The sequence below is a fragment of the Paraburkholderia sp. HC6.4b genome, from assembly GCF_014200875.1.
Lineage (GTDB): Bacteria > Pseudomonadota > Gammaproteobacteria > Burkholderiales > Burkholderiaceae > Paraburkholderia > Paraburkholderia tuberum.
The window spans coordinates 306587-318126 of record NZ_JACHDC010000007.1 but is presented as its reverse complement, the minus strand read 5'-3'; the positions used below and the strand labels follow the sequence as shown (position 1 = coordinate 318126).

Sequence of the window (11540 nt, the reverse complement as noted above, 5' to 3'; positions counted from 1 at the left end):
GCAGCGCCTTGCGCGGACCCGCGCAATTCAACAGTCTGCTTGATGGTGCTGCCGTCGACAACGGCCAGCTTCACTGAACTGGTACTCATGGTAGTGCCTCTTTGAGTGCGTATGCTGGTCCACCTGGCCAGCGTATAGATAGAAAATGGCGACATGGCAGTCGCAAGAGTGCTGCTCTACCTCTATTCTTGATGGGTGAGCAATAAAACGAAATATGACGAGTTCGAATTTGGACGAGACAGAAACGAGGCATTTCTCGGCACGGGAATCGCGAGCAGCGGTGCCTATGCACGATTGCGTAAGGGCTAAACAGGCAGTTGTCCAATGTTTCTCGCCTCTGTGCGCCAGACGCAAAAAGGGCCGCCATCCAGAAAGGAAGGCAGCCCATCGCGAAGCCCTGTATCCGGTGCGGCTCCGATCCGCAACACCTAACCGCCGGAGCGCCCGGTCTCCAGCCAGTCAACCAGCGAACCCGCGGATGCGTGCTCCCGCAGTACCGCCGCGTAGCCATCGAAACGGTTCGTCACTTCGCTCACGCTGTTGCCGTAGTGATCGTTCTCCGCAAGGAGCACATCGAGCAGGGTTCGTTTGCCCAGGTGGTACCACTGTTCGAAGAAGGCCTTGCGCACCTGATCGGTTTCAGCGGAGAGGCGTTTGTACTGCTCCGCACGGCTGAGCATGGTGTGCGCATCCTGATCCGCGGTGCGAATGCCATACTCGAGGTCACGCCGCTGCTGGTCGAGGCGCTGCCACGAAGCCTGTGCCCGGTACCCTGCCGCAGCCGTCGCCGCCTGCGTCGAACCGCCGCGGAATGCGGCCCAGTTGAGCGTCAACATGGTTTGCCATGGCGCACGTTGTCCCGCGCCCGTGCCTCCGATTCCGGCATTCGCACTGACAACCCAATTCACCGACGGCAGGCCCGACGCTTTCACCACTTTGGCATTCAGGTCGGCCGCATTTGCCTCGGACTGAATCTGATGCAAGCTCGGATGAGCATTCACCAGCTCCAGGAGTTGCGGCAGATTGCCCGGTTGGAGCGGCCAGTCGCGCGCGTGCGGAATCGGCGGTACGCTTTCGCCCAGCAGCTTTTGCAACGCCAGTTCCGCATCACGTGCCTTCGCTTGCGCTGAATCGCGCGCAGCTTCAGCCTGCAGCAGACGCGCCTTGGCCTGCGTGAGTTCGCTGCCGCGACCACGGTCGACAGCCACAATTTCGCTGAGCATCTTCACGAGCGTGGCCATACGCTCAACAAATTGCTGGCTCACGTCAACGATCGTGCGCTGCTTGCCCAGTTCAACGAGCGTGCTCGTCACCTCGAACGCATTCTGATTGCGGGCCGCTACATAACTACTGAACGCGGCATCCGAGAGTTGTTCCCGACTTCCGATTGTGTTCTTTGTGCGCCCCCAGTCGTACACCGTTGTCGTGACGTTCGCCGTCACTACGTTCCCGTTGTTGGAGCCATTTCGATTACCGGGACCAAATTGCACACCCTGTGTCTGCGAACCGATGTCGACTTGCGGCCACCGCAAGCCTTTCGCTTCGTCGACGTCTGATTTCGCGGCTTCGTAGGCGGCATACGCCTGCCCGACTTCGGGACTGCGCTTCTCCGCTTCCTCCACGGCGCTCAGGAAGATACGCCGCAGCGTGGCGGAATCCACCGGAGGTCCTCCCTCGCTACTGGACGGTTGCGTTTCGAGCCACTGTGAGAACGTCACCGGAGGAGCATGGCTTCCCGGGGTCGACGGCTGTTTAATCTCGACCGGAGTCGATGTGCTTGCAGTTGCTGCATCGCTCGCCAGCGCCAGATCAGACTTCGTTTGAGCGCCCGCAATGGCACTCGCCGGCAAGGCGAGCACGACCAGCAGCGACGAAACCAGCCATGACAGGGGGCGGAGCCGCAAACCGGAGAGGCCGTCCCCGTTGGTGAGGGGCGCGGCAGCCTGTACGTCAGGAAAATCGTTTCGAGTCATGATCGTAACCGGTTAGATTGAAGTATGTGGTGCGACACCTGAACCGCAATCCAGACTCAGAAAACAATGAAGCAATGCTCGTCGTTTAAAGGATCGATTCGGCTAATTCGGGTGACCTTGGTGAACGAAACACGAGATTTCGTACTGGCTCCAATTGTCCGGATATCGGTGACCCCGCGAAATCAGACAGCCGCGACAACGTAGTGAGACTGGTACGAATTTTTTGTTCGCAGTCTTTCACAAGCACTGATTTCCGCGCGCGATTGTCTGACCAGATAGGGCTGCCCGTATCGACAGTGGCCAACCCATTGCTCGCCTATTTTCATCGAACCGTTGGCGCGAGAGCGGCGTGTTGAACAGGCGTGCGGCGAGGTGCGGATAGGGCACGTTCATGGCTGTGCCGAACAGTGAACTTGTCACACGATTTCCTGCCGCAGTCGGAATTCCTAGTAGCAGCATCATTTCTGACTGGTTCGATACAATGCAAAATCTTATTCCCGTACTTTCTCATTTATGTTCTTGAGATTTGCACGGAGATAGCCATGGAGCCTTTCTCTCTGATTGAATTTTCGAACTCGCACAGCCATGCAAGCATCGCGAACCATGCCCCCTTCCGTCTCGTTCCCGTGGGCATGCTGTCGGTGCTGCGAAATCTGTTTGGCGCGCGTCGCTGAAGATGTGCAACAAATCTTCCCGGTTCACGCATTTCCGCCTGTCGGGGCGAGAAACTGTGAAGGAGAAGGGTAATGCCCAAGTGCCGACTGCTGCTTCATTAGCCACTTTGTCGGTCACCTGCAGGCCTGAGGGCACGTAGTCTCGCTACGGAATATCTTCACCACCGCAAATCGATCTTTGGTTTCGATCTGCTTGTGATTGTGATTTTGACGGAACCCACCACACTCCTTGTACGCGTGTTAGGCGAGAACGCCGGCAACTATCTGCCGAATCTCGTCACTTTGTCAATGCGTAGCTATGCATATGATTCTCTGCGAGCCGATGACGGGCTCAATGACCGGACGATTCTCTACTGAAAGTGGCGGATTACGTGGCGGCCTTTAGCCGGCATTTTTATCGTGCTGACTTCGCGGGGTCATACGATCTATCAATTCGTCGTCGGCGCGCTGCTTGTGCTAACCATCACCTGACATAGATGACGGTGTTCGAAGACAGCGCGATCAGGATCGATGCGCATGCTGCCGCCAGTGCGATCGCGCAATCCGCGAGGGTCTAAAGGTGTCGCGGCGATAACACTCATTGCCGCATCGGCTCTTGCCATAATCATGTTCATGTTGTCCTTCGGGCGGAGGCGCCGGCCGAAAGCCGACTACGCTCATAGCTCGCTACACATGGCCGACCACCAATGTGCAGACCTGTGACCACTGGCAGAGGTGGCTCCGGGAGTTCGGACAGTTGATTGAGTGGAAAAGCTGGGGAGTGAGTCGGTCATAATGGCCGGCGAAGGAACCAGAAGATGACGAAACGAAACCGACGAACACATTCACCGGCGTTCAAGGCAAAGGTGGCACTTGCGGCGCTCAAGGGCGACAAAAAACCCTGGCAGAGCTGGCGCAGCAATTTGATGTCCATCCGAACCAGATCACAGACTGGAAGAAGCAACTGCAGGAGCGGGTTCGCGAGTTGCGCCAGGTTAATGAAATCCTGCGCAAAGCATCGGCGTATTTCGCACAGGCGGAGCTCGACCGCCGATCGAAGTGATGATCACGTTCATCGATGATCACCGGCAGGTCTACGGGGTCGAGCCGATCTGCAGGGTGCTGCCGATCGCCCCGTCGACGTATTACCAGCATGTGGCCCGGCGGGCCGATCCAGCACGCCGGCCGGCGCGGGCCCAGCGTGACGCAATGCTATGCGGGGAAATCCGGCGCGTGTGGGAGGAGAACTTCCAAGTGTACGGAGTCCGCAAGGTCTGGCTGCAACTCGCACGCGAAGGCATCCAGGTGGCCCGCTGCACGGTAGAGCGGTTGAAGAAGCTGGGCCTGCGGGGTGTGCGGCGCGGCAGATTCATCAGGACGACCGTTAGCGACAGTTCGAGACCTTGCCCGCTGGACCGCGTGCAGCGGCAGTTCAAGGCCGAACGACCTAACGCGCTGTGGGTGTCAGATTTTACGCTTGTAGCCGAGGAACCGTTCGATATCTGGACCAAGAAAGCTCCGGAAGCGGGTGGGAGATCTCATAGCACATCCTCCCTATCGCCTTGCGCGACATCGCGTAGTTGATCGATTGCCAGCTTGCCGTAAATCTGGGTAGAAGAGATGCTTCGATGGCCAACATAGTCGCCAATATGCTTGAGTGAGAAATGAGCATTGCTGGTGCAAAAGCGGCGCGACAAGACTGCGGCAAAGCGCTTCTTCCGGCGGGTGCTGCGTTCAAACCCGGTGCCGCGCAAGATCGTTACCGACCAGTTGCGCAGCTATCCGGCGGCGAAGGCTGATATTCCTGAGCTCGCTCATGTGAAGCACGTTTTCGTCAAGGCGGCTGCACGCGTGAACAACCGTGCCGAGAACAGCCATCAGCCGACCCGCAGGCGCGAACGCCAGATGTGCGGCTTTCGCGATGCGCGTCGCACGCAGGAATTCCTCTCATGCTTCGGACCGATACGGCAGCACTTCGCGTTGCCCACACATCAAATGAACGCGGCATGGCATCGTGCCGTACTCAAAGAACGCTTCGCCACATGGCATGGTTGGACTGTTATTGCCGCACTCGAGGAAGTTATCTGATAAGGATAGCTACGCTTTGGCTACGTAATTACCCTACGCCCGCCAAGTTGACAGAGCCTTGTGACGGCATGAAAAATGCGCGTCGTGAAATCGCGACGAGGAGTATTTTGCGGCAAGGTGCCGCAACACGTTGACGTCGCCCGGCCACTCCCCGCGGTCAGTCCCGTGCAGGCATTATCAGATAGGCATTGGTTGCTCCCGCAACGTACGGCCGTGCCTTGATTTCCATGCGCGCAATGCCTTGCAAATGCACTTCATCTGGACCGTCGGCAAAGCGCAGCGCGCGTGCCCAGGTCCAGTTGTCGGCCAATGGCGTATCAGGGCTCAGTCCCATCGCACCGAAAACCTGCATCGCTCGCTCGCAAACATTGGCGTACACCGTTGGCAAGAGCGCCTTGATCATCGAGATCTCCTTGCGTGCTTCTTTGGCCCCAACCCGGTCGATCATCCAGGCCGCCTTCAGCACGAGCAGCCTCGCCTGCTCGATTTCGATGCGCGACTTCGCGATCCATTCGCCGACCGCGCCGTGCTCATGCAGCGCCTTGCCGAACGTCGTGCGCGACTGAGCGCGCTCGACCATCAATTCGAGAGCAAGCTCGGCCGCGCCGATCGAGCGCATGCAGTGGTGGATGCGCCCCGGTCCAAGACGCGCCTGAGCCAGCGCGAAACCGCTGCCCTCTTCACCGAGCAGATTGGCTGCCGGTACCCGAACATCGCGGAACACGATCTCGCAGTGCCCTTCCGGCGCAACGTGATTGACCACCGTTATGTTGCGCACGATCTCGACACCTGCGGTGTCCCTGGGGACGAGAATCATGCTCTGCTGCCGGTGCGCCGGTGCCTGCTGGTCGGTCTTGCCCATCACGATGAACAACTTGCAATGAGGATGCGCGGCGTTCGTGATGAACCATTTGTGGCCGTTGATCACATAGTCGTCGCCGTCCCGGCGAATCGAGGTCGTAATGTTGGTCGCATCCGAAGATGCGACCTCAGGTTCCGTCATCGCGAAAGCCGAGCGAATCCTGCCATCGAGCAACGGCGTCAGCCACTGGTCACGCTGGGCGGGCGTAGCGAACATGTGCAGCAGTTCCATGTTGCCGGTGTCGGGCGCGTTGCAGTTGAAGACTTCCGACGCCCACGACACCCGCCCCATGATTTCCGCGAGCGGCGCGTATTCCAGATTGGTCAGCCGCGTGCCCGGCTCGTCGTCCCGCAGATGCGGCAGGAACAGGTTCCACAGGCCCTCGGCACGAGCCTGCTCCTTGAGCGACTCCATGAACGACACAGGGTACTGCCCCTGGTTCACCTCATCGTGCCACTGCCGGATGCGCGGGACGATGTGTTTATCCATGAAGGCGCGCAACTGCTCGCACAACGCTTCGACCTTGGGGGTATAGCCAAAATCCATGATGATTCTTCCTTGCAAAATGTCCGCTTGAAACGACTGAGACCGTGCCTGCCGCCAATGGCTAGATCGTCAAACCGCCGTCGACGACAATGCATTCGCCGTTCGTATAACTGGCCGCATCAGAAACCAGATACAGCACCGTTCCCGCCATCTCGCGGGGCTCCGCGTGGCGGCGCAGTGGAACCTTCGAGAGCCAACGATCATAAGTTTCCTGATCCTCGAACAGGGCGCCGGCGAAACGGGTCTTCGTCAACCCTGGCAGCAGCGCGTTCACGCGGATACCCAGCGGGCCGCACTCCTTCGCGAACGCACGCGTCATATTGACGACGGCGGCTTTCGTGATCGAGTAGATGGCCTGTTTGTCGCCCGGTTGCAGCGCGTTGACCGACGCCGTATTGACGATAGCCCCGCCGCCGTTATCGCGCATCAGCTTGCCTGCCTCGACAGACATGAAGAAGTAGCCGCGCAGATTCACCTCGACTGTCTTTTCGAACGCCGCCAGATCGGTATCGAGCACATGCCCAAAATACGGATTTGCGGCGGCGTTATTGACCAGAATATCCAGGCGCCCGTGCTGGCTGCGGATGGTCTGGAATGCAAGAAGAATGTCGTCAACCCGGCCGACGTGGCATGCAAGCGCCTGCGCGCTCCCGCCGGCCGACCGGATCCCGCCGACCACACCTTCACAGTCCTCCAGCTTGCGGCTCGAGACAATTACATGCGCGCCCTGCTCGGCGAGCAGCTTCGCAATTTCCTCGCCAATGCCGCGGCTCGCACCGGTCACGAGCGCAATCTTTCCCGTCAGATCAAATAAATTCGTCGTCACAACTGTCTCCAATATTCGCGGTCACCTGAATCCTGCCGATTCCTCACACACGCCACCAACGCGTGCACGTCCCGTCCGCATCAAAGGTCAAAGAAGATCAACGCCCATCTGCGCGAGCGTACCGGCCATCTCACCAACCTGGCGCGCCTTGTCGCTCGACGCATTGCCGTCCAGCGCCCGCTTCTTGACGCCCTGCGCGATCGCTGCGAGCCGGAAGAAGCTGAACGCCAGGTAGAAGTTCCAGTCTGCGATTGACGAAATCCCGCGACGCCGGCAGTAGCGCTCAACCAGGGCAGGTTCGTCGGGAATGCCCAGTGAGTTGCGATTCAGCCCGCCGAGCCCGGTGATATACCCCTCAGGGGGCAGCCGCAGGCACATGCAGAAGTACGCTAGGTCTGCCAGCGGATTGCCGAGCGTTGACAATTCCCAGTCGAGAATCGCGCGGACTGTTGGCGCGTTTTGCTCGAATACGAGGTTATCGAGGCGAAAATCGCCGTGCACCAGCGACGGTCGATCCGATTCGGCAGGACAATGCGCGGGCAGCCACTCGATCAACGCGTCCACCGCCGGCAGCGTCCCGGTCTCCGCGGCGCGATACTGCTTGGTCCATACACCGATCTGACGCTCGAAATAGTTGCCGCTGCGGCCATAGTCCGACAGCCCGACCGCATCAACGTCCACGTCATGCAGGACTGCCATCGTTTCGATCAGCGATTCATAAAGCGAGCCGCGCTCGCTGGCCGCCATTTCTGGCAGCGCCGGATTCCAGAAAATGCGCCCTTCCTTGTAGCTCATCACGTAGAACAGGCTGCCGATCACATCGCGATCTTCGCAAAGATGCAACGCTCGGGCGACCGGCACCGGTGTATTTGCAAGTGCGGCCAGCACGCGGAATTCACGGTCGACGGCATGCGCCGATTTCAGCAACGTTCCCGGCGGCTGCCGGCGTAGCACGTAGCGGCCGCTGCGCGCGTGCAGCAGGAACGTCGGATTCGACTGCCCACCGGCGAATTTCTCCACGGTCATGGGGCCTTCGAAGCCCGGCACGTGCGATGCGAGGTAGTGGGAGAGTTTGTCGGCGTCGAAATAAAGGTTATCGTTCATGAGGTGCAAAACATCCTGAAACGGGGTCAACCATAGGTGACGAATTCGCGGCCCTCGGGGCGATCGAGGTGAGGCACGCAATTGAAGCCGGCTAGCGACATCGCATCAGCGTTGAAGAAATACTGGCAGACGCTGCTGTTTCGGATCTGCATGTCGCTCAGTGCCTTGCGCGAGCGCGTTCAATGCCGGGTTGTCGTCACGCGCCGCCCGATAGAGCGCATCGAAGTCGTATTCATTCAGTCCGGCATGTTGCGTCATCTCGACGACAGGACTGCCCAATCCTTCAAGAATCGCATCCGCCGTCTGCCGATGGCGCCGCATCGTGCCAATGACGACGCGATCGAAACACAGTTTGGAATCGGCAAAGTATTCGCCAAGCCAACGCGCCTGGCGCGTTCCGATGTCTGAGAGCCGGTCATAGTTCTCGGCGCCGAAGGACGCCTGGCCATGCCGTATCAAATGGAGTTCTGCCATGCGATCCCTCATAAGTTCTGATCGACAGCATACTCAGCTCGATACCATTCCAAAAATTTATTATTGTGATTACGCGTCATAAAATATGGTGATAACACTAACCCGCTATGCGCTCGTCTCTCCCATCAGGCGGATGACCTGTTCTCGCAACCAGCGATGCGCCGGATCTTCAGCGGCACTGCGGTGCCAGTAGCAGCGCGACTCCATCTCGGGCAGGTCGAACGGCAGCTCGAGGATGCGGGCATCGTAGCGTTGCAGCAGCATGAGCGGTGCGGTCAGCACGAGGTCCGTACGCATTGCGATCAACGGTGCAACCAGGTAGTGCTGCACGCGCGTCAGGATCGTTCGCCTGACGCCGAGCTTGTTGAGTTCGGCGTCGACGAGCCCCGGGCCTTGCCGCCGGCTCGAGACGTGGATATGGCCGAGCCTGAGGTAATCGTCCATCGACAGTTTCTTGCGTGCGAACGGTTGATCGTGGCGCAGCATGCATGCATATCGATCCCCACCCAGCGGCGCGTGTTCGAGGTGAGGGTCATCGATCAGAGGGGCGTCGATGGCGAGATTCACGGCGCCGTTGGCCAGCGCGTCCGGAATGTTGCTTCGGGGAGTGAAGTAGCTTTCAATACGGATGCCCGGGGCCAGCCGCTGCAACACCTCTTCCAGCCCGGGCAGCAACAGCGCTTCGGTCAGGTCTGTCATGCTGAGCCGGAACACGCGTTCAGAAGCCGCCGGGTCGAACTGCTCGCCCGCGTGCGCGCTCGAGTCAAGCAGCTGCAGCGCTTCGCGCACCCGCCCAATGATGTTCTCCGTGAGGGGCGTCGGCACCATGCCGGTCGAGGTGCTGACAAATAGCGGATCGTTGAGCGATTTGCGCATGCGCGCCAGCGCATTGCTGACGGCGGGTTGCGTGATGAAGAGCATCTCCGCGGCGCGCGTGAGATTGCGCGTCCTGTAGATCGCCTCGAAAACGACGAACAGATTCAGATCGATCTTTGACAAAGGCACGATGGCATTTCCTGATCGGCGCTGCCGGACCCTGGTGGCGCGGTTCGCGACCACCTTTCTCTTGCAGTCCTTGCGCCGGCGCGGCATCGCCGCGCCGCATGGCGCCTTAGCTCGTATCCGTGTGCAGCATCTCGGAACAGGCTTCGCTGGCGACCAGCTCGCGAATGTTGTTGGCAAAGCGCTGCAAAGCATGCAGGGATCCGTACACGCTCTTGTACTCTTCACGGCCGATCCGGCCTTCGAGCACGAGCAGCATACCCGAGTCGTTCGCAATCTTTTCGATATCCATCGCAACCTCCACTCAAATGTCGACGCATGCGCCGGCTTTCCTTACCCGGGCTACAGAGAAGCTCGCATTGCCGGCCGCCGCGGCTCGGGAGGAAACACGCACCACGATCCGTCGTCGTGGCGGAAAAAGATAATCGCCAGGGCTCCCGACGCCCGAAGCGACTCCACACGTACACATCGCATAGACCGCGACTTCGCGTAATTCATCCGGGTCAAACTGATCGGCGAGGCCGGCGTGGGGGCAAGCCATTTCTCGATCAGGCTTCGCAAAGACTCTACGTTGCTGCTCATTTCCTACTCCTCTACCTTCAGCACCCACGGCCGGCGATCTACCGGGCTCCTGCCATCAGCCTCCGTGTCCGACACACCGCCTATATGAAACGTTACTAAACATAGGTCATGATACAAAATAATGGCGAACAAAATAGACAGGGGATACCCTGTCTTTTCTGGCCGCCGTGGTGGCATTCCGGTTGCTAGCCGTTTCTTACGCCCGACGATTCCTCCAGCAGGAGGAGGAGGTTGGCGGTCTCCATGAAACGCGCGTCGAGCGCCTTGGCACTATTAGCGCCCGAAACCCCGGTCGCCCCAAGCTCAGGTCGCTGTCCCGCATGCCTGCGAGCGGACCTCGAAGACTGCAATCGCACACCGCTGGGCGGCGACCTGGTCCTCCAGCGAGAGCGCCGCCTGCGCGGCCTGCTCGACCACGGCAGCATTGTTGCGGAGCACCTGATCCATGCGATTCACCGCATCGTTCACCTGCCCGATCCCGCCGCGCTGTTCTTCTGAAGCTTCGAAGATGCTGTCGTTGATTTCGACCACGCGCTGGATCGCACGCCGAACGTCCTCCCATGTCCAGATTGCCGGAGCGAAGCACCTCGACGATGTCGTCGGATTGCGTCCGGAAGGCGGCCAGGACCTCGCTACCCGATCGGCCAGTCTGCGCTCATCCGTCGTCGCGATCTTTGCCGGATAGTAGTCACGCCAAGCCACATCGAGCTTCTTCTGCTCCTTGCCGATATCTGCCACGAGATCCGCCGCCCTCTCCTGTTCGTGCAACGCCTGGATGTAACGCATCTGCAGGCGGATCTTCAGCGCCGCCGCTTGCATCGCGGCGAGATCTTCGATCGGCACGGTACTCGCCGAATACATGCTGCCCATGTCGGTGCTGAGCCTTGCGAGACCGCGCAGACCCATGAGACCGATAACCACCATCAGCGCCACGCAGACGCTGAGCGTCAGCATGACCTTGAACCGGATTGTCCCCGCGAAAGCTCCCATACGGCCAGCCTTTTACTCTCGTATTACGAACTATCTGGTTTTGCCGTCCTGCTGCCGCGCCTCTTACTGGCGTTGCCAAGTGACGCTTCAGAGACCGCCGATACGGTCGGCTACGTCACGCTTTCCTGCTATAGGCACTGCACCAGCCCTTGCCCTCGACCTGCTTGCCTCCGAACATCGGGCAAGCCGCGAACGCGTCGCTCGGCTTGCCCAGATAGAAGGTGCAATTCCCGCAGATCTGACCGGCCGCGTACTTCGCGTACCTCGCCTTGTCGACCTTGGTCGCGTCGTACTTGTAGCCGAGTGCCTGAGCCGTGGAGTCAGTGTCCGATAACTTTGGCGAATCGGCGAATGCGAGGCGCGAAAGTGCCAGACTCGAAGCGACACCGGCGGTCGTGATCATAAAAGTACGGCGAGATGTTTTCACGCAGGTCCTTATC

Annotated in this window: 9 protein-coding genes, 3 pseudogenes and 1 other annotated feature; of the genes and pseudogenes, 2 read left to right on the top strand and 10 right to left on the bottom strand. The window is 59.5% G+C overall.

From position 1 onward, the window contains the following. Positions 1 to 428: 428 nt before the first annotated feature. Both HDG34_RS13660 and HDG34_RS13650 read right to left on the bottom strand, forming a co-directional pair. Positions 429 to 1973, bottom strand: a complete 1545-nt coding sequence (locus HDG34_RS13660; RefSeq protein WP_221309125.1) for a TolC family protein — start codon at positions 1971 to 1973, stop codon at positions 429 to 431. 1102 nt (positions 1974 to 3075) lie between these two features. Next, positions 3076 to 3261: a hypothetical protein gene (locus tag HDG34_RS13650; protein WP_184060756.1), complete on the bottom strand. Its 186-nt coding sequence runs from the start codon at positions 3259 to 3261 to the stop codon at positions 3076 to 3078. Between the two features lie 183 nt (positions 3262 to 3444). On the opposite strand from HDG34_RS13650, the pseudogene HDG34_RS13640 reads away from it, so the two are divergent. After that, positions 3445 to 4111 (top strand): annotated as a pseudogene (locus HDG34_RS13640) (transposase); the annotation flags it as partial. Then, positions 3647 to 3763 (top strand) — a sequence feature (AL1L pseudoknot). (Overlaps the previous pseudogene by 117 nt.) A gap of 186 nt (positions 4112 to 4297) precedes the next feature. Then, positions 4298 to 4714: pseudogene (locus HDG34_RS13635) on the top strand (DDE-type integrase/transposase/recombinase); the annotation flags it as partial. A gap of 157 nt (positions 4715 to 4871) precedes the next feature. Here the strand turns inward: HDG34_RS13635 and HDG34_RS13630 are convergent. The 8 genes and pseudogenes from HDG34_RS13630 to HDG34_RS13595 form a co-directional block, all read right to left on the bottom strand. Beyond that, positions 4872 to 6122, bottom strand: a complete 1251-nt coding sequence (locus HDG34_RS13630) for an acyl-CoA dehydrogenase family protein (protein ID WP_184060754.1) — start codon at positions 6120 to 6122, stop codon at positions 4872 to 4874. Between the two features lie 61 nt (positions 6123 to 6183). Beyond that, positions 6184 to 6948: an SDR family oxidoreductase gene (locus HDG34_RS13625; protein ID WP_184060752.1), complete on the bottom strand. Its 765-nt coding sequence runs from the start codon at positions 6946 to 6948 to the stop codon at positions 6184 to 6186. Positions 6949 to 7035: 87 nt separating this feature from the next. After that, complete coding sequence (locus tag HDG34_RS13620; RefSeq protein WP_184060750.1) at positions 7036 to 8052, bottom strand: phosphotransferase; 1017 nt, start codon at positions 8050 to 8052, stop codon at positions 7036 to 7038. A 26-nt stretch (positions 8053 to 8078) separates the two neighbouring features. After that, positions 8079 to 8526 (bottom strand): annotated as a pseudogene (locus HDG34_RS13615) (histidine phosphatase family protein). A gap of 105 nt (positions 8527 to 8631) precedes the next feature. Continuing rightward, positions 8632 to 9531 (bottom strand): LysR family transcriptional regulator, encoded by a 900-nt coding sequence (locus HDG34_RS13610; RefSeq protein WP_184060796.1) that lies wholly within the window; start codon positions 9529 to 9531, stop codon positions 8632 to 8634. A 106-nt stretch (positions 9532 to 9637) separates the two neighbouring features. After that, complete coding sequence (locus tag HDG34_RS13605; protein WP_184060748.1) at positions 9638 to 9820, bottom strand: hypothetical protein; 183 nt, start codon at positions 9818 to 9820, stop codon at positions 9638 to 9640. A gap of 593 nt (positions 9821 to 10413) precedes the next feature. Next, positions 10414 to 11100 (bottom strand): MCP four helix bundle domain-containing protein, encoded by a 687-nt coding sequence (locus HDG34_RS13600; RefSeq protein ID WP_260321155.1) that lies wholly within the window; start codon positions 11098 to 11100, stop codon positions 10414 to 10416. Positions 11101 to 11215: 115 nt separating this feature from the next. Then, positions 11216 to 11527, bottom strand: a complete 312-nt coding sequence (locus HDG34_RS13595) for a high-potential iron-sulfur protein (protein ID WP_184060744.1) — start codon at positions 11525 to 11527, stop codon at positions 11216 to 11218. Positions 11528 to 11540: the final 13 nt, after the last annotated feature.